Below are 17,569 nucleotides of genomic sequence, written 5' to 3' on the forward strand. Positions count from 1 at the left end.
GTTGCCACCAGTCTCGGTGCCAGCTACGCAGCACTGCGCTCGTTGGCGTCAGTGGCCATGACTTCTGCACCGCTACACGATGTCTCGTCGCTGGTCGTGGGCGACCTCGAGCTTCAAGTGGACCCGCCTAGCGATCGCAAGACCATCGAGATCGTGGTCGAGCGCGATGCCTCGCTGCTGCTCAAAGCGCCGCCCACGGCGACGGTCGAGCGCGCCACGCAGTTCGTGAAGTCGAAGCGATCCTGGGTGTATCGCAAGCTGGCCGAAAAGGATGCGCTCACCGGCCCGGCGGTCGTCAAGCAGTTCGTCGAGGGCGAAGGCTTCGCCTACCTCGGCCGCAGCTACCGCCTGACGCTCACGACCGAGTTCGAAGGCTCAGGGTCCGTTCGTCTCGAACGTGGCCGGTTCCACCTACGAGAGGCCGAAGCCGTGAACGGCGCTACCGCGATGCGCCGCTGGTACGCGGACGTCGGCAGCCAGTGGCTCCGCCGAAGAGTGCGCCCTTGGGCAACCCGAATGGGTGAGGACGACGTGGGTGTCGAGGTCCGCGACCTCGGCTACCGGTGGGGCTCAGCTCGTCCGACCGAGGGCCCGCAACACATCAACCTCCACTGGGCCACGTTGCAACTGCCACCCAGCCTCATCGACTACATCCTCGTCCACGAACTTGCCCACCTACGAGAGACCAACCACACCCAAGAGTTCTGGGCCATCGTCGCCCGCCTCATGCCCGGCTACGAGACCCACAAGACCACCCTCGCCGCCATCGGCAAAAACATCTGGCTCGGTTCGGTTACTGAGGTTTGGTAGGACCAATCTCAAGCCCTGTTTCTAGGGCTCTGTATTGACCCTCGTGCTAGTCGCACTGCCCGCGCATGGTCTGCTGCGGGGTGGTGGGTCGGGGTACCGTCAGGGGCGCAGGAAGGCTGGCGGCATGGCTACGGCGGACCAGGTCAAGGCGCTCATCAAGAGCCATGCGTCTGGCGATGACGAGCGGTTCTACGCAGTCGCGCTGCAGCTTGCGGCTACTGAGGCTCGTAGCGGTCACGCAAGCTACGCACAGGACCTCAAAGCCCTCATCGACGCGGGGAGGGGCCAGCCGCGTGCTGCGGTGCCTACCCCTGTCGCGTCACCCCGCGGAGAGCTTGCGTCGCTGCTCACCGCTGCGTACCCCGATGAGCGTCTGGCCGACTTGTCCTTGGCTGCGCCGTTGCACCGTGAGCTAAAGCGAGTGCTCCATGAGCAACGCCAGCGGGACCGGTTGCGTTCTCGTGGGTTCGCGCCTGCTCGACGGTTGCTGCTGGTGGGGCCTCCTGGTACTGGCAAGACGATGACAGCGCGGGCATTGGCGGGCGAACTGTCGCTGCCGCTGCTTGCGGTGCGGCTTGACGGGCTCATCACAAAGTTCATGGGCGAGACGGCCGCGAAGCTCCGTTTGATCTTCGATGCCATGGTCGCCACGACGGGCATCTATCTCTTCGACGAAGTCGACGCGCTGGCGGGCACGCGGGCCGCTACTAACGACGTTGGCGAGATCAAGCGGGTGCTGAATTCGTTCCTGCAGTTTCTGGAAGACGACGATTCAGACAGCGTTCTGATCGCGACGTCCAACCTGCCCGAAGCCCTTGATCGGGCACTGTTTCGCAGGTTCGACACTCGACTGGAGTACTGCCTTCCAGATGTGCGGATCGGGAACATGGTCATCCGCAACCGCCTCGCAGCGCTCGATCTCGCGGACATCGAGTGGCGCAAGGTCGGTTCTGCAGCGAAAGGGCTTAGCCACAGCGAGATCACCCTCGCAGCGGAGCAGGCCGCCAAAGCCGTCATCTTGGCCGACCGACGTTCCGTGGACACCGAGACCTTGCTGGATGCGCTCCAAGCGCGTCATCGTGACGACCCAATCTCGTAGTGGCCGCACGAAATCGACCCCACGTAGTCGTGGCTGTACCGGCCACCGCGGAGAGCTATCGGCCGGCCGTGCCCGGCCGCGATGGAAAGTCACCCCCGTCGCCTGGCGATCGCCAAGCTCATGCTGAGCACCTAAGTGAGCAACTTGAGTCTGCATTTGAGGTCGCCCAAGGCCAGCGCGCGCCTGCACGCGAGATCCATGTGGAAGGAACAATCGACGGCATCTACGTCGAATTCGAGTCACTCCCTGGCTTTGAGCTCGCACTTCAATCTCTCGAACCCCGCAGTTCCAAGAATCATCCGGAGCTTCGAGCGGTAAGGAACATCACCGTAGAAGACCGCGACGTTCAGCTAGCGACCGTGTTTGTGCCCGATCAGCAAGTCGACAGCTTTCTGCGCAAGTTTGAGGAGTACGCCACTGAGAACACGCCCGGCGGCAAACCGCGCAACCAGAAGCTCGTCGAGCGAATAGCAGACCTCCGCCTCGCGACACTGGAGGCATTCTGGACCGAAGCGGCGGATTCCTTCCCGTCGCCCGACGAGCGCACGTGGTGGGAGCTATGGCTACGCGAGCGAGATGGAGTCGAGGCACGGGTCGCCTCATTCGCCGAACAGACGGACGTGACCGTTGGGCAGTCCCGATTGATCTTCAGTGAGCGTCGCGTCATGCTCGTTCAGGCGACGGCACGGCAATTGGCGTCGGCGATGGGTGTGCTCGATGACCTGGCGGAGCTTCGTAGCCCATCGATTGCGGCTCAGCCGTTGGCGGATTGGTCTCTCGCTGACCAGAGTGAGTTCGTCCGCAACCTGGCCGACCGTGTCAGCCCGCCTGCACCGGACGCGCCGGCAATATGTCTGCTCGATACGGGCGTTGAAGTAGGTCACCCGCTGGTCTCCCTCGCCTTTGCGTCATCGGACGCGCATGTCTGCAATCCCCGGTGGGGGCCAGACGATCGTCAAGGCCATGGAACGCAAATGGCCGGAGTCGCTCTCTATGGCAATCTCGGCCAATCGCTTCTCTCAAACCAACCGGTGACACTCTCCGGCTGGCTTGAGTCAGTAAAGATTCTGCCCAACCAGGGCCTGAACGATGAGCGACTGTACGCCTCGCTGACGGCGCAGGCTGTCTCGCTACCAGAAATTGCGCGCCCGGCACGAGACCGCATTTTCGTCATAGCTGTGTCTGCCGCAAGTCCTCAGGATGCGCCTGGCGCGGAACTCGGTCAGCCAACCGGATGGTCGGCTGCACTTGACGCACTAGCGGCTGGGCAGGCGATCGACGTATCCGATAACGGCAACGTGGCGATCCTTGAGGATGAGCATGTGAGTCAACGGCTCTTCTTTGTGTCTGCCGGGAACGTCCGCCGCCCATACGAACTTGACCATCTCACGCGATCTGATCTTGAGCCGGTCGAAGATCCCGGCCAAGCTTGGAATGTAATCACGGTCGGCGCGTCGACTGAATTGCACGACCTATCCTCTCAGACCGAGTTCAACCACTGGACCCCGCTGGCCCCACTCGGCGAGCTGTCCCCCTTCAGCCGAACTTCAGTCGGTTTCAAACCTCAGTGGGCCCATAAGCCGGACGTCGTGTTCGAAGGTGGAAATGCCGCCGCATCGCCCGAACGAACGACCGTTGACACACCAGGAGCGCTGGGTGTGGTGACCACTCGCTCCACAGTGTTGGGCGGTCGCTTGCTCACGACGATGACGGGAACCAGCCCGGCCACGGCTGCCGTTAGCGGTATGGCGACCGACCTGCGGACGGGCTATCCAGACTTCTGGCCGGAGACTCTTCGAGGTCTCATCGTGCAGTCGGCCCGTTGGTCGACTCAGATGTCACGGAGCACCCCCGGCAAGAGAAAACAGGATCATGCAAATCGAGTGCGCCGCTATGGGTGGGGAGTGCCGGATAGGGAACGGGCGCTGCGCAGTGCTGACGACGCGGTGACTTTGATCGTTCAGGACACAATTCACCCGTACCGCAAGGGGAAGATGCGGGAAATGCACCTCCACGATCTTCCGTGGCCCAAAGAAGTGCTGGCCGAACTGGGGGACAACGAAGTCAATCTGAGAATCGCATTGTCCTACTTCGTGTTGCCGAACCCGTCGCGCCGTGGATGGACTCGGCGGTTTCGTTACGCGTCGCACGGGCTGAGGTTCGATACCCGACGACCAACTGAGACTCGGGATGAGCTGCGCGAGCGTCTCAATCTGCTGGCCCGCGCAGAAGACGAGGAGCGAAGTCCTGCGGCCGATGACTCCGGCGAGTGGTTCTTGGGACCGAACGAACGCGTGCGTGGCTCGCTACACGTCGACATTTGGACAGGATTTGCGGCTGATCTTGCCGAACGCGCGACGATCGCGGTGTATCCGGTCACCGGCTGGTGGAAGGAAATCCCTGGCCGCGACCGAAGTGATCTCGGCGCTCGCTACTCACTCATCGTCACCATTGAGAGCCCCAAAGTCGAGGTGGATCTCTGGACACCCATCGCTGTCGCAGCGGGCACGGCCATCCCGATCGAAGTACGTACCGAACCCTGATGCCTCGGCCGCAGCTTGCCTTACTGCGGGGCATCCGCTAGCGCCGCCGTAATGCGGCAAGCTGTGGGCATGGCAGACGCGGGACGGGTGATTGATCTATCGGTTGAGGTGGTTGGCGACCTTGACACGGTGTGGCGGGCGGTGGCGACGGGGCCGGGGATCTCGGCGTGGTACGTGCCTCACACCGTTGAGGAGCGCGCTGGGGGCGTGGGCACGGCATCGTTTGGCCCCGAGCCTGAGATGCAGATCGATGGTCGGGTCGCAGTCTGGGAGCCGCCGCACCGGGTGGTGTTCGATGGGGGCGAGGGCGTCGAGGGGCTGTCGTTCGAGTGGATCGTCGAGCCGCATGACGACAACACCTGCACCGTGCGGCTGCACAACGCCGGCTTCGGCGACGACGACCCGCAGTACGACGCCATGATTGACGGCTGGAAGCTGTTCATGTCCAACCTGCAGCTCCACCTCGAGCACTTCGCCGGACAGACGGCAACCTCGGCGCTTCCCATGGTGATGTGGCCGGTCACTCCCGAGCAGGGCTGGGAGATCTTGGCCGGCGGGCTCGGCATCAGCCAGATGCCCAGCATCGGCGATCGGTTCGACGTGGCCGCCGACGACGACACGAAGCTGGGCGGCACGGTCGTCGACACTGGCCCGCGCCGCATCAGCCTGCTGCTGGACACCCCCGCACCTGGCACCGGATTCCTGACCTCCGAGGATGGTGGAGGTTTCACGATGGTCTCGGTGTGGCTCTACCTCTACGGTCCCGACGGCGAAGCAGCCGCCGAACGCGACGACACCCGCTGGCGCGCCTGGCTCGACAGCAGCGCCCCGCAAGCCGACTGAATCGCCGTCCGCAGCGTCGGACGCCTTACGGTGCATCGCAGGACTCACGTGCGTCGCTCCCGGAATCCGGTTGGAGTCAGGTTCAGCGTCGTGGCACAATTGTGGCTATGACGACCGAATCGCTGCGCACGGTACGAGACGGCTTCTCCGACTACGTCGATCGCGTGTGCAGGCACCACGAACGCATCGTGGTCACTCGCAATGGCACGCCCGCCGCGGTTCTCATCAGCCCCGAAGATCTCGAGTCGCTCGAAGAGACGTTGGCGATCCTGAGCGACCCGGAGGAAATGGCGGCGATTGCCGAAGGCATGCAGGCACTCGAGCGGGGCGATGTCGTGCGCGGTGTCGAGGCTGTGCGGGCGCTTCGCCCCCGACGGCCTTGATGCCCTATGCACTCATTGTGACCGGACCTGCCGCCACGGACCTCTCGGAGCGGCTTCCGGAAGCTGTGGCGGCGGCCGCAATCGAATTGATCACCGGACCCCTGATTGAGAACCCTCGGCGCATCGGGGCAACGCTGCGGGACGAATACGACGGACTCTGGAGTGCCCGGCTGGGGACATATCGCGTGATCTACCGAATCGATGAGACGACGCAGCAGGTCGAGGTCGTGCGTGTCATTCATCGCCGGCACGCCTATCGAGGCCGTTTGTGACGCTCCCAACAGGCAACTGCGCGTTGCAACAGACTCTCGCCAAACAGCGTCGGCGATTCCCACAGCAGCGTGTTCATCTGGTGACGGCGCGTCCGGCAACGGTTTGTCTTCTTGGCGGCGCTCGACGAAGCCGAACAGCGATGGGCACACTGTGATCCCCGCCATCGACACCAGGTCGAGACAGCTATCGGCACCGGTGGGTTCGCGTAGCGGCACCGTTCGGGCCTTATCCCGAGATGCAGATTGCTGGCCGGGTGGCGGCGTGGGAGCTGCCGCACTGGGTGCTGTTCGATGGGGGCGAGGGCGTCAGCGACCCTCCGCCGCGTCACCCCGACGGAAGCTTCGTCTGGTCATCCGTCGACAGCGTGACGGTTTCAGATGTCGATGGCTTCCACTGATGACGACACTCAGGAGAAATCAACATGGGCACCCGCACCGAGCCGCGCTACGCCTACGAACCCGACACGGTTTTCCCACCCGGCGAGACGTTGGCCGAATGGCTTGACGAGCGCGGCATGACCCAAGTCGAGCTCGCTGCTCGCACGGGACTGTCGCCGAAGCACGTCAATCAGATCGTGAAGGGCGCAGCGCCGATTACTACCGAGACAGCGCTGGGGCTGGAGCGGGTCACCGGCGTACCGGCACACCTCTGGAACAGCTTGGAGATTTCCTACCGTTCGCACCTCACGCGCTGCGCGGAGCACGAACGATTGGCGGATGACGCCGAATGACTGGAGCATCTGCCGGTCGGCGAACTTGTCAAGCGGAGCAGGATCGCACTTCGGGCAGCGGCGAGTCTGCCGTAGCCAAGCCCATCATTGCGCTGAGCGACTGCCGTCAGCAGGTGCGCGAATGGAGGCCCTACGGCAGGCTGTGGGCATGGCAGACGCGGGACGGGTGATTGATCTATCGGTTGAGGTGGTTGGCGACCTTGACACGGTGTGGCGGGCGGTGGCGACGGGGCCGGGGATCTCGGCGTGGTACGTGCCTCACACCGTTGAGGAGCGCGCTGGGGGCGTGGGCACGGCATCGTTTGGCCCCGAGCCTGAGATGCAGATCGATGGTCGGGTCGCAGTCTGGGAGCCGCCGCACCGGGTGGTGTTCGATGGGGGCGAGGGCGTCGAGGGGCTGTCGTTCGAGTGGATCGTCGAGCCGCATGACGACAACACCTGCACCGTGCGGCTGCACAACGCCGGCTTCGGCGACGACGACCCGCAGTACGACGCCATGATTGACGGCTGGAAGCTGTTCATGTCCAACCTGCAGCTCCACCTCGAGCACTTCGCCGGACAGACGGCAACCTCGGCGCTTCCCATGGTGATGTGGCCGGTCACTCCCGAGCAGGGCTGGGAGATCCTGGCCGGCGGGCTCGGCATCAGCCAGATGCCCAGCATCGGCGATCGGTTCGACGTGGCCGCCGACGACGACACGAAGCTGGGCGGCACGGTCGTCGACACTGGCCCGCGCCGCATCAGCCTGCTGCTGGACACCCCCGCACCTGGCACCGGATTCCTGACCTCCGAGGATGGTGGAGGTTTCACGATGGTCTCGGTGTGGCTCTACCTCTACGGTCCCGACGGCGAAGCAGCCGCCGAACGCGACGACACCCGCTGGCGCGCCTGGCTCGACAGCCGCGCCCCGCAAGCCGACTGAATCGGCAGGCGGCCGGTTTCATGTGGTCCGTGTCGATTCAGTCGGCTCGCAGTCACCTCGCCGATCTTGTCGAGCGGGTCCATAGCGACCATGAGCGGTTCGTCATAACCCGTAACGACCAGCCCGTGGCCATCCTCATCAACCCGGAAGACCTCGAATCGCTCGAGGAGACGGTGGCGATCTTGAGCGACCCTGAGGAGATGCGGGCGATTGCCGAGGGCGAGCAGGCAGTAGAGCGGGGTGATGTCGTGCGAGGCGTCAAGGCAGTCCTGGCGCTTCGGCAGGTGTGACAGCCGAGGCCAGACAATTCCCCGACACTTGATAGCCGGGCCGATGGAGCCGAGGTCCTTCAGTCGGGATACACCTGCGTGCGGCGCCGCTTCAGCATCCGATCCTGCACACGCCAGCCGTCCGGCGTCTTCACCACCAGGTCGTGATACGACGCGGTGCCCACTTTGCCGCCGCCCAGCAGCGCCAGGATCCGGAACTTCAGCTCCACCCCGCCGTCGGTCTCGTTCACGTAGATGTTCGTCATCGTGTGGGTGCGGGGGTGCTCTGCGTCGTCCGCCATGAATTTGCGGATCGCAGCCAGCCCCTCCAGCCGGGGCGCACCCAAATCGGTCAGGTCGAACACCGCGTCGTCGGTGAAGATCGTCCCCAGCCGGTCCCAGTCCCGGTCGTCGATGATGTCGCCGTAGCGGCCCGGCAGCTCATGTATTTCCAGACGGTCACCAATATCCATGGCCGGACCCTACGGCACCCGCCGACCCGCCCGCCCTCCGGACGTCAACCAACCGGAGGAGCGTCAGCTCGCAGGCGCCAGCGGGGACGAGTCGGCGCCTGCGAGCAGAACGAAACCTGGCGGCACCACCGCTATCTCATGCCACAGGCGCAGGTCGAGCCATCCGAAGTCCGCCGAAAGGGACTTCCGAGCTGATCAAGCCGATGCCAGATTGGCGCGGACTTGGGGAATCACATCGCGCGCCATGCGTTCCAGCGAATCGTTCATGACCGAGGGCGGCAGGCCGGGCGGACCGCCCCAGGTGACCAGGTCGGTGACGTCGTGGTCGCGGATCATGGCGGTCAGCTCGGCGACGCAATCGTCGGCATCGCCGACGGTCCACACGAGCGGGTTGAGCGGATCGGGCTGGCGCGGACCGGTCCGGGCCGAACGCTCACGGGCCGTCTGCTTGTGGTCGGCGCTGGCCTTGATGATGCCGACGTAGACGCCGCGGCGGTACTTCTCAGCCGCTGCGACGGCCGCCCAGGTGGGGTCATCGGCAGGGTCCGAACCGTCGGTCACATAGACGCCCCGGATGATTCCCACCCGCTTGTCGCCGGGATCCCGGCCGTCCGCCGCGAGCGCTTCCTTCCACGGCTCGAGCACGGCAGCTTTCGGCCCTTGGGGCAGCAGACTCGTGTCGAATCGGGCGGCGCGCAGCGCGCCCGCCACGCTGGTGGCCGCCACCCACAACGGCGGTCCGCCGGGTTGCACGGGATCGGGCGTGACCCGCAGATCCCGGTACGAGTACCGCTTGCCCTCGTAGCTGAACGGCTCGCCCGACCATGCCAGCCGCAGGATCTCGATGGCTTCCTCGGTCAGCGACACCCGCCGGCTGAGGGGGAAGCCGAACCCGGCGAACTCGTGCGCGGCGTAGCCCATGCCGATGCCCAGTTCCATCCGGCCGCCCGAGATGTTGTCGAGCACCGCTAGGTCCTCCGCCAGCCGCACCGGATCGCGGAACGGCATCAGACAGATGTCGGTCGAGAACCGGATGCTGCTGGTGAGCGCCGCCGCAGCGCCTGCCACCGGCACGAAGTTGGGCAGGTAGCCGTCGGCCATGAAGTGATGCTCGGTGAACCAGCACAGCTCCATGCCGAGCTGCTCGGCCAGGACCACCTGCTCGAATGTCTCGGCATACACCTGCGGCATCGTCACGTCGCTGCCCGGCGGGCAGCGGAAGTCGTGCACGATCCCGAACCTGAGCGACTGCGCCATCGCGGACTCCTCGTTTGAATACGGGAAGCTAGTTCGACGCTTGTGGAGCCATCCGGGCTCAGTACCAGGCGTCGGGAACGGCAGCCTTGCGCTCGCTGACGAACGCCTGCAACAGCCGGTGCAGCATGCCGCAGCGGGCGGCGTCCATTCGGCATGAGACCGGCCGTACCCGCGACCCGCACAGATCCGATCGGATCCCCCGCGAGCGGATGGACACCGCTCGCTACTGTGCTATCGCTGCACGACCACCCTCAGCAAGCACCAGCGAGAGGCTTCCCAGAGATGTCCAACGGCTACGAGAACCTCGCCATAGATTCGCCAGCGCCCGGTGTCACCCGCATCACGCTCAACCGGCCCGAACGGCTCAATGCCATCACTCACGGACTCGTCAGCGAACTACACGACGCGCTGAGCGCCGTCGACGCCGACCACGACGCCCGCGCCATCGTGCTCACGGGCGCCGGCCGGGGTTTCTGTGCCGGGCTGGACCTGACCGGCTACGGCACCGTGCCGGGTACCGAGGAGCACGGTGGCCCCCAGCGCGGCATGGCAGTCCAACAGGAGATCGCCGAATTGGTCCACCACATGCGCGACGTGCGCCAACCGATCATCGCAGCAATCAACGGTGCCGCGGCCGGTGGCGGATTCGCCATGGCTTGCGCCGCTGACATTCGTTACTGCGCCGAGAACGCCAAGTTCGGCACGGCTTTCGTGCGGCTCGGCATCTCGGGCTGCGACATCGGCGTGAGTTGGATGCTGCCTCGCCTCATCGGCGCCTCCCGGGCGTGGGAACTGCTGCTCACCGGCAGGGTCATCGACGCCGCCGAAGCCGACCGGATCGGGCTCGTCAGCGCGGTCGTCCCCGACGACGACCTCATGGACACCTGCTTGGGCGTCGCCGCCGAAATTGCCGCGAACAGTCCCTTCGGCGTGTGGATGACCAAGGAAGTCATGTGGTCGAACCTTGAGATCGGCAGCCTGCGCGCCGGCATCGACCTCGAGAATCGCACCCAGATCATGTCCTCGCTCACCGAGGACAGCAAAGAGGCCATGGCGTCGTTCCTCGAACGCCGCCAAGTCAAGTGGTCCAATCGCTGACGCGCCACTTCTGATGTGCTCAATCGCAGCCCAAGCAGATTGCCGTTAGGCCTGCTCGCGGCGCCGCGAGATCAAATTGATTCGCATCCGACGACCCGGGCGTGCTTTCATGCAGTCCTCGTGAACGCACCCCGGAGCAATCTTCGGCCTCGCACTGATGGCCCTCGGGCACGATTCGCTCTTGGCGGTGACCGCGATAGGATGATGCACATAGAACTGGCGCCTCCGATGAGGTGTCTCGTCGAGCACTACAGCCCGGCACATAGAACTGGCGCCTCCGATGAGGTGTCTGGCGGGGGCCAAAAAGGGCCCCCGCTTTAGCGTTTGGGGGACAGGTGGACTCGTTTCTGATCTTGGTTGACGCCGGGTATGTCTACGCGGCAGCAGGGACCCTGATTCACGGTACGACAGCTCGCCGCGAACTCCTGCTGAACCACGGTGCCTTGCGCGACCATCTCGAGTCGTTCGGGCGCGACGAGACGGGCTCTTCCATGCTGCGGCTGTACTGGTATGACGCTGCGCCGAACCGGATGCCTACCCCTGAGCACGAACACATTGCCAACCTGCGGGGCGTTCAACTGCGCCTCGGTCGTTTGTCAAACGCGGGCCTCCAAAAGGGCGTCGATTCACTGATCTATCGCGATCTCTTCACCCTGGCCAGATCTGGCCGCGTCAACGACGTGTTTCTGGTGGCGGGGGACGAAGACCTGCTCGAAGGAGTACATGCGGCGAAGGATCTCGGCGTGCGAGTCCACCTGGTCGGCATCGAGCCCAACCAGAGCAATCAGTCCGCCGCGTTGCGTCAAGCAGCTGATGCGATCTATGTCCTCCAGCGAGAAGTGCTGTCGAAGATCCTGCATCAAAAGAGAGGCGACGAGCCGTCGCGCCAGTCAGCGGCGAGCCTGTCTGAGCCGTCACGCATCCATGACGAGCCCACAGACCATGGCGGGCATGCCGCGACTGTCGACGACGACGCGAGCCTGCAACAGGCTGCGCGGCAGGTAGCCCGCGAGTACTGGTCACAGGCTGGTTCAGACGACCGCACCCACCTTGCGCACGAGGTGCAGAGCACCGCGACCAACCGGCGTCTCCCGCAACGGACCGACGGATGGATGCTGCGACTCGCGACCGAAGGTCTCGGCAGATGGCTCACCGAATCCGAGAAGTGGCGGGCTCGGGCTGAATTCTGGAAAGAAGTCGAGTTGATCCTGGCCGACGACGGGCGGCTGGAAGAACGCCTTGACCGCGATCCTCGAGAGTGATCCTCAGACCCGCATCGAGGGGGTCTCAGGATGTCTTAGCCCAGCCCCGGGCTAGCCGGCGGGTTGGGCCACCCGTTCCGATTTGAACTCGAACAGATACGGGTCGAGCGATTCCTGGGCGGCGATCCGGAACTTGTGCCAGTAGCCGCCGCCGTAGTACGCCAAGCTGCCGGGCTGGGCATCGCCGTGCCCGTTGTAATACGACAGGCAGTCGCGCAGCGGAGCGGTGGTGATGTCGGCCACCCGGCAGTGCTCTGCGTAGGACACCTCTGAGTCTGCGGTGATGTCGACCACGTTGAGCGCTTTGTCGCGCATCTCGGTCAGCATCCAGATGATGTAGTCGCCGTGGGTGTCGATGGCGTCGGTGAAGTTGAAGCTGCCGCCGCCGCCTTGGGGGCCCGACACGATGAACAGGTTCGGGAACCCGTGGCTGTGCAGGCCGAGAAACGTCCGGGTGCCCTGGGTCTGCCACTTCTCGCTCAGCGTCACGCCGTCGCGGCCCTCGATCATGTTGAACGTCGAGGTTGCCATCCACTGGAACCCGGTGGCGTAGATGAGCACGTCGAGGGGGTACTCGATGCCCTCGTGCACGACACCCCGCTCGTTGATCTCCTGCACTCCCATCGGTGCGGTGTCTACGAGGTGCACGTGCGCCAGGTTGAACGTGGGCAGGTACTCGTCGTGGAACGTCGGTCGCTTGCAGCCGTAGGGGTAGTACGGCTTCAGCGCCTCGGCCGTCGCAGGGTCCTCCACGATCGCGTCGACCCGGGCACGTATCTGTTCCATGATGCGGAAGTTCGTGTCGAGCTGCTTTTCCACCAGCTCCTCGGGCGACAGCTTGCGCTCGTGCTGCTTGCGCTCCTTGAAGTCCGCTACTCGGCCGGCCAGGTAGTCGTCGTTGGCCTTGATGGCAGTGCGGCCCGACGAGATGCGCGAGAAGCGCTTGCGCCGGGCCCGCGCCCAGCCGGGCTCCTTCGACCACTCGGCGATCTCTTCAGGGTCGGTGGCCCGCTGGTCGCGCACGTCGATCGACGAAGGCGTCCGCTGGAACACGTACAGCTCGCCGACCACCTTGGCGATCTCGGGAATGACCTGCACCGCCGTGGCACCGGTGCCGATGATGCCGACCCGCTTGCCTTCGAGATCGATGTTGTAGTCCCAGCGTGACGTGTGGAACGACTCTCCCTCGAAGCTGGCCATGCCGTCGATGCGGGCCAGCTTCGGGCTGGTCAGGATGCCGTTGGCCAGGATCACGTAGCGGGCTTTCATGGCATCGCCGCGGTCGGTGTAGACGGTCCAGCGGCCGGTCTGCTCGTCCCACACGGTCGAATCCACCGTGGTGTGGAACAGGCAGTGGTCGTAGAAGCCGAACTTGTCGGCCATCGACTGGCAGTACTCGAGGATCTCGAAGCCCGACGCGAACTTCATCGAGGGGATGTAGCCCATCTCCTCCAGCAGCGGCAGGTAGCTGTAGGACTCCACGTCGCAGGCGATGCCCGGGTAGCGGTTCCAGTACCAGGTGCCGCCGACGTCGCCGCCCTTCTCGCAGAAGCGCACGTCGGTGAAGCCGGCGTTGCTCAGCTTGTGCCACAGCAACAGCCCGGCGAACCCTGCCCCGATCACCAACACCTCGCATTCGTCGTCGAGCGCCTCACGCTCGATCGGCGGCTCCGAATACACGTCGTCGAGGTAACGCTTGAACTCGCCCTCCATCGCCATGTAATCCGCCGCGCCCCGGCGTCGTTCTTTGAAGTCCCGGTATTTGGCCTGCTCCTCGGCATTGAACACGGCACCAGGCGGAGGAGGCGGCAGCTCCTTGAGGTGCTCATCGGCTGTCACCGAGTAGCCCTTGCCGGCGATCTTCTCCGATGCCTTCGCCGCTCGGGTGTTGAAGACCTTGCGACCCGTTTCGGAGTCGATGCTGATCGCTGGACGCATGCCCACATCCTCTGCCGTCTGGCCTGCTGCCATGGTTCTGACCTCCATGCGTGCGCTTTGCGCTGGGCCGCCGGGTCGGCTGGGTGCTGGCCGCGCCAGCCGACCCCCATGCCCCGTTCGATGTTAGGGGAGGCGCGCGACACGTTGCCGGGCGGCCGCCTCGGCCGGGTGTGACAGCCTTCGCAACGACATGCAGCGTGACATGCCGCGAGCATTCGTGTGGATCGCAGTGGGAACGGGCGTGCTGGCAGCCGTGCTCTCGGGACACCTGATCACGGCGATGGCCGCAGGCGGGCCGGTGGCGGTACCCGACGTCCCGGCCTATCTGGGCATTGCCCAATGGGTCGGCGGCGACGGGCTCGCGCCCCAGAGCATTCCGTTCCAGCCCGGCTACGGACTGCTGCTTGCACCGCTCGTGGCGCTGTCTGGGGTCTCGCTGCTGAGTGTCCAGGGCGAGGCGGTGCACCAGCTCGCGCTGATCGTGAATTCGCTGGCGGCAGCTGCAGCGGTCCTCGTTGCGGCACGTCTGGGAATGATCCTGTCCAGACGCTGGTGGGTGGCAGGTGTCGCAGGGTTGATCGCGGCCGTGCATCCGTCGCTGTCGAGTGCGTCTCGCATCGCGTGGCCTGAGACGCTGCTTGGGCTGACGGTGCTCGGCGTCGCGACGGTGGTCGCCCTCGCAATCCAACGCGGTACCGCCGCATGGCGGATCTGGGGCAGCGCAGGACTGCTGGCCACGCTGGCGGTGTCGCTCCACGCCAGGATGGTCGTGCTGGTAGTCGCCCTCGTCGTGACGGCAGCGGCGTGCCGCATCGGCCGCCGTGCCTGGGCGGCCCTCGGCGGCGGGCTGCTGATCGGCGCGGCCGCGACAACCATTGCGCTGCTGCTCACCGACACGTGGCCCCGAGCGCGGCTCAGCCAAGCAGCGCAGCTCGACCGTGGCCTCGAACCGATCGCCACGGTGTCCGGCCAGTTGCTGGCCCTGGGCGCGGGAACGGTCGGCCTCGGCCTGATCGGCCTCATCGCCGGCCTCAGTACCGCATTCGACCTGTTCCGACCGTTCCGATGGGGGCCTGCTGGCAATCCGGACGAGCTGATTGCCGGGGACGCTCCGGCAGCGACGACCGCCGTTGCGCCCGATCCAGAGGGTTGTTCCGGGCAGCGGCAGCGGGGAGGCGCCAACGGGGGCTCGCAGCGGGGCGATCCGCTTGCGGCAACGGCGCTGTTCGTAGCCCTCGGCGCCGTGGGGGCCGTGCTGGTTGGCGGTTGGACGCTGACCGGCAGCGACCGGGCGGATGCGGTGCTGTACGGGCGCTATCTCGACCCGTGGGCGGTGCCGCTCGCCATCGTGGCGCTTGGTTGGTTGGCAACACGATCTGCGAGGCAACGCCGCGACTCGAGAGTGCTGGCGGTGAGCGCAGCGGTGCCGCTGGTCGCCTGCGCCGTGGTCGTGGGCACAGCGAGCTCCTATGACGCATCTCCCCGCCGCATCATGACCCTGTCATTCAGCCCGGCGTGGATCTGGCTGGACGAGCGATTGGCTCTCGTTGCTGCGGCTGCGCTCGGCGTAACCCTCGTCGGCTTACTGATGGCTGCCGTCGTGCTGCGTCGAGAAACTGAGCCAGAAGGCGAAGCCGTGGCGCGTGCATCCCGTGAGCATGCAGCAACTCTGTCGCCGGATCCGGACGCAGACGGCCGGCCGTCGAGCTCGACGTGTGCTGCGGCATCGCGTCACGGCGTCACACGGCGACGAATGCCCGTGCAGAACTCCACGGCAGCTGTTGCACTCGTCGCGGCAGTCGTCGTGCTCGCAGCGGCAGCCACCGTGCTGAATCACCACCATCTCGCCGATGTCGGCAACGTCGCACACAACCAGGTCACCGCAGCCCATGCAGTTGCCGACGCCGCGGACTTCGGCGACCTGCAATGCCTCGCCCACGACCGAACAGGCGTGCCCGAGTACGCACTGTGGCTCTACCGCTTGGAAGTCCCCGAGATCGCACACGAACGGGTCCGCCTGAATTCCGGCAGCACGTCCTGTTCGGAGCTGGTCATTGCCGACGACGATCTCGCGGAGCGCTGCACGAATGCCCGGCACCTCGTCGACGAACCCGCCGCCTCATGGGCTCTGTGGCATCTGCCGCGGCGCATGTGCATTGGCCTGTGAACATGGGGCCCAAGACTGCCGGAGTAGCGTCGCACGATGGCTCCACGACAGCGGCATCCGTCCCGGCTGAAGATCTCTCCGGCACGACGACTTGCCGCTGGCGGCATTCCGATACTGCTGGCGGCAGCGCTTGCATTCGTCGCACTGGGGTGTTCTGACACATCCTCAGACGACAATCAAGCTGCGTCTGACGCCGGCGTCACCACCGAGACCACCAATACCAGCGAGGCAGCGAGTGCCGACACCGCACCGGCGACGGCGGCCAGCGTGCCTTCGACGACCGCGCCCCCGACAAGTACTCGAGCCGAGGTGATCGTCGACGTCAAGGTCACGCAGATCCTCGGCGGCCCGCGCGAAGCCACCGTCTCGGCGCTGCGCGAGGGCATGACTGCACCGCTGTTGCCCGACCCGCTGGTCTCGCCGCTCGATGTCCTGTCCGGCGGGCCGGCGCCCGACGGCATCCCCTCCATCGACGTTCCGGAATTCGAACGAGCCACCGATGTCGGATTCCTGCAGCCCCAGGAGGCCGTCGTCACGCTCACCCTCAACGGCGATGCCCGCGCCTACCCGGTGCAGGTGCTGATATGGCACGAGATTGTCAATGACACCGTCGGCGGCGAGCCCGTCACCATCACGTACTGCCCGCTGTGCAACACCGCCATCGGGTACTACCGGCAGCTCGACGACCGGATTCTCGACTTCGGCACCTCAGGCCGGCTCTACAACTCGGCGCTTGTCATGTACGACCGCCAGACCGAGAGCTTGTGGGCGCACTACACCGGCCAAGCCATCGCAGGCGCGCTCACCGGATCCCAACTCGAGTTCATACCAGTCGCCACGGTGGCCTTCGAGACGTTCCTCGACGAGCACCCCAAGGGCCTGGTGCTGACGCGGCCCGGCGGTTTCGGGCGCCAATACGGCACCAATCCCTATGCCAACTACGACTCTCCCGACGGCAGACCGATCTTCCCCGTCAACGTGCCCGATCCGAGCCTGCCCCTGCAGACCCGCGTGCTGGTCATCCGCCACGGCGGCGAGTCGGTCGCGGTGCAGCACGACACGCTGCAGTCCGAAGGCGTGCTGTCGCTGGATCTGGACGGCTCGCAGGTCGTCGCCTTCCATCTGCCGGGCACCGCCACGCCGATCCAGCACGATCAGGTCGCGTTCGGCCGCGATGTCGGCGCGACCGGAGTGTTCGACCCATCGGTGGACGGCCAGATGCTCACCTTCACGCGCGTGCCCGACGCTGCGAGCTCGGACGGCCCAGGAGGATTCACCGACGATCAGACCGGCACGACCTGGTCGATACTCGGCCGCGCCCTCGACGGCCCGCTAGCCGGAACCCAGCTACAGCCCATCGAGCACATCGACACGTTCTGGTTCGCAGCCGCCGCCAACGACCCCGACATCGACCTCCTCGCTACGCCCTGACGCTCCCGGGCGCTCGGCGGGGTCGGTACCGCTTCGACAGGTCTGCATGGCGGCGCCGAACTCTGCGAGCT

17 protein-coding genes are annotated in these 17,569 nt (G+C 65.5%); 14 read left to right on the forward strand and 3 right to left on the reverse strand.

Annotation, left to right across the window (positions count from 1 at the left end; translation table 11 throughout):
- Positions 1 to 57 precede the first annotated feature (57 nt).
- The 10 genes from ACOGJB_RS14355 to ACOGJB_RS14400 all read left to right on the forward strand — a co-directional run bounded on the left by ACOGJB_RS14355 (position 58) and on the right by ACOGJB_RS14400 (position 7,893).
- Entirely contained in the window at positions 58 to 810 is a 753-nt protein-coding gene (locus ACOGJB_RS14355; protein WP_419837771.1) for a M48 family metallopeptidase, read from the forward strand.
- Between the two features lie 124 nt (positions 811 to 934).
- Entirely contained in the window at positions 935 to 1,909 is a 975-nt protein-coding gene (locus ACOGJB_RS14360) for an AAA family ATPase (protein WP_419837772.1), read from the forward strand.
- Between the two features lie 200 nt (positions 1,910 to 2,109).
- Positions 2,110 to 4,452: a S8 family peptidase gene (locus ACOGJB_RS14365; protein WP_419837773.1), complete on the forward strand. Its 2,343-nt coding sequence runs from the start codon at positions 2,110 to 2,112 to the stop codon at positions 4,450 to 4,452.
- A 69-nt stretch (positions 4,453 to 4,521) separates the two neighbouring features.
- On the forward strand, positions 4,522 to 5,295 hold the full coding sequence (locus ACOGJB_RS14370) for an SRPBCC family protein (RefSeq protein ID WP_419837774.1): 774 nt from the start codon (positions 4,522 to 4,524) through the stop codon (positions 5,293 to 5,295).
- Positions 5,296 to 5,402: 107 nt separating this feature from the next.
- Entirely contained in the window at positions 5,403 to 5,678 is a 276-nt protein-coding gene (locus ACOGJB_RS14375; RefSeq protein ID WP_419837775.1) for a type II toxin-antitoxin system Phd/YefM family antitoxin, read from the forward strand.
- 17 nt (positions 5,679 to 5,695) lie between these two features.
- Positions 5,696 to 5,950 (forward strand): type II toxin-antitoxin system RelE family toxin, encoded by a 255-nt coding sequence (locus tag ACOGJB_RS14380; protein ID WP_419837776.1) that lies wholly within the window; start codon positions 5,696 to 5,698, stop codon positions 5,948 to 5,950.
- 236 nt (positions 5,951 to 6,186) lie between these two features.
- A complete protein-coding gene (locus ACOGJB_RS14385) occupies positions 6,187 to 6,348 on the forward strand; it encodes a hypothetical protein (RefSeq protein WP_419837777.1) in 162 nt (53 codons plus the stop codon).
- 24 nt (positions 6,349 to 6,372) lie between these two features.
- Positions 6,373 to 6,681 (forward strand): helix-turn-helix transcriptional regulator, encoded by a 309-nt coding sequence (locus ACOGJB_RS14390; protein ID WP_419837778.1) that lies wholly within the window; start codon positions 6,373 to 6,375, stop codon positions 6,679 to 6,681.
- Between the two features lie 148 nt (positions 6,682 to 6,829).
- On the forward strand, positions 6,830 to 7,603 hold the full coding sequence (locus ACOGJB_RS14395) for an SRPBCC family protein (RefSeq protein WP_419837779.1): 774 nt from the start codon (positions 6,830 to 6,832) through the stop codon (positions 7,601 to 7,603).
- Between the two features lie 29 nt (positions 7,604 to 7,632).
- Complete coding sequence (locus ACOGJB_RS14400; protein ID WP_419837780.1) at positions 7,633 to 7,893, forward strand: type II toxin-antitoxin system Phd/YefM family antitoxin; 261 nt, start codon at positions 7,633 to 7,635, stop codon at positions 7,891 to 7,893.
- A 59-nt stretch (positions 7,894 to 7,952) separates the two neighbouring features.
- Here ACOGJB_RS14400 and ACOGJB_RS14405 read toward each other — a convergent pair whose 3' ends face one another.
- Positions 7,953 to 8,345: a nuclear transport factor 2 family protein gene (locus ACOGJB_RS14405; protein ID WP_419837781.1), complete on the reverse strand. Its 393-nt coding sequence runs from the start codon at positions 8,343 to 8,345 to the stop codon at positions 7,953 to 7,955.
- 195 nt (positions 8,346 to 8,540) lie between these two features.
- Positions 8,541 to 9,602: an LLM class flavin-dependent oxidoreductase gene (locus ACOGJB_RS14410; RefSeq protein WP_419837782.1), complete on the reverse strand. Its 1,062-nt coding sequence runs from the start codon at positions 9,600 to 9,602 to the stop codon at positions 8,541 to 8,543.
- A 282-nt stretch (positions 9,603 to 9,884) separates the two neighbouring features.
- Here ACOGJB_RS14410 and ACOGJB_RS14415 point away from each other — a divergent pair, with 282 nt between their 5' ends.
- On the forward strand, positions 9,885 to 10,700 hold the full coding sequence (locus ACOGJB_RS14415) for an enoyl-CoA hydratase/isomerase family protein (RefSeq protein ID WP_419837783.1): 816 nt from the start codon (positions 9,885 to 9,887) through the stop codon (positions 10,698 to 10,700).
- 335 nt (positions 10,701 to 11,035) lie between these two features.
- Positions 11,036 to 11,962 carry an NYN domain-containing protein gene (locus tag ACOGJB_RS14420; RefSeq protein WP_419837784.1) on the forward strand — a complete coding sequence of 309 codons (927 nt, stop codon included), beginning with the start codon at positions 11,036 to 11,038 and terminating at the stop codon, positions 11,960 to 11,962.
- A 51-nt stretch (positions 11,963 to 12,013) separates the two neighbouring features.
- Here the strand turns inward: ACOGJB_RS14420 and ACOGJB_RS14425 are convergent, their stop codons facing one another.
- Positions 12,014 to 13,933 (reverse strand): flavin-containing monooxygenase, encoded by a 1,920-nt coding sequence (locus ACOGJB_RS14425; RefSeq protein WP_419837785.1) that lies wholly within the window; start codon positions 13,931 to 13,933, stop codon positions 12,014 to 12,016.
- Positions 13,934 to 14,102: 169 nt separating this feature from the next.
- Between ACOGJB_RS14425 and ACOGJB_RS14430 the strand changes: the two genes are divergently transcribed.
- Both ACOGJB_RS14430 and ACOGJB_RS14435 read left to right on the forward strand, forming a co-directional pair.
- Positions 14,103 to 16,067, forward strand: coding sequence for a hypothetical protein (locus ACOGJB_RS14430; protein ID WP_419837786.1), 1,965 nt, complete (start codon positions 14,103 to 14,105; stop codon positions 16,065 to 16,067).
- A gap of 36 nt (positions 16,068 to 16,103) precedes the next feature.
- The gene (locus ACOGJB_RS14435) at positions 16,104 to 17,498 is read left to right on the forward strand and encodes a DUF3179 domain-containing protein (RefSeq protein WP_419837787.1); all 1,395 of its coding nucleotides are present in this window, start codon (positions 16,104 to 16,106) and stop codon (positions 17,496 to 17,498) included.
- The last annotated feature ends 71 nt before the right edge of the window (positions 17,499 to 17,569 follow it).

The organism is Candidatus Poriferisodalis sp. (assembly GCF_965208895.1).
Classification (GTDB): Bacteria; Actinomycetota; Acidimicrobiia; order Acidimicrobiales; family Poriferisodalaceae; genus Poriferisodalis.

Bases quoted from the DNA above. Each gene is read 5' to 3' on its own strand.
- ACOGJB_RS14405 (WP_419837781.1), bottom strand. From the start codon at position 8,345: ATGGATATTGGTGACCGTCTGGAAATACATGAGCTGCCGGGCCGCTAC.
- ACOGJB_RS14390 (WP_419837778.1), top strand. From the start codon at position 6,373: ATGGGCACCCGCACCGAGCCGCGCTACGCCTACGAACCCGACACGGTT.
- ACOGJB_RS14385 (WP_419837777.1), top strand. From the start codon at position 6,187: ATGCAGATTGCTGGCCGGGTGGCGGCGTGGGAGCTGCCGCACTGGGTG.
- ACOGJB_RS14415 (WP_419837783.1), top strand. From the start codon at position 9,885: ATGTCCAACGGCTACGAGAACCTCGCCATAGATTCGCCAGCGCCCGGT.
- ACOGJB_RS14425 (WP_419837785.1), bottom strand. From the start codon at position 13,933: ATGGCAGCAGGCCAGACGGCAGAGGATGTGGGCATGCGTCCAGCGATC.
- ACOGJB_RS14360 (WP_419837772.1), top strand. From the start codon at position 935: ATGGCTACGGCGGACCAGGTCAAGGCGCTCATCAAGAGCCATGCGTCT.
- ACOGJB_RS14395 (WP_419837779.1), top strand. From the start codon at position 6,830: ATGGCAGACGCGGGACGGGTGATTGATCTATCGGTTGAGGTGGTTGGC.
- ACOGJB_RS14370 (WP_419837774.1), top strand. From the start codon at position 4,522: ATGGCAGACGCGGGACGGGTGATTGATCTATCGGTTGAGGTGGTTGGC.
- ACOGJB_RS14435 (WP_419837787.1), top strand. From the start codon at position 16,104: ATGGCTCCACGACAGCGGCATCCGTCCCGGCTGAAGATCTCTCCGGCA.
- ACOGJB_RS14375 (WP_419837775.1), top strand. From the start codon at position 5,403: ATGACGACCGAATCGCTGCGCACGGTACGAGACGGCTTCTCCGACTAC.
- ACOGJB_RS14355 (WP_419837771.1), top strand. From the start codon at position 58: ATGACTTCTGCACCGCTACACGATGTCTCGTCGCTGGTCGTGGGCGAC.
- ACOGJB_RS14430 (WP_419837786.1), top strand. From the start codon at position 14,103: ATGCCGCGAGCATTCGTGTGGATCGCAGTGGGAACGGGCGTGCTGGCA.
- ACOGJB_RS14410 (WP_419837782.1), bottom strand. From the start codon at position 9,602: ATGGCGCAGTCGCTCAGGTTCGGGATCGTGCACGACTTCCGCTGCCCG.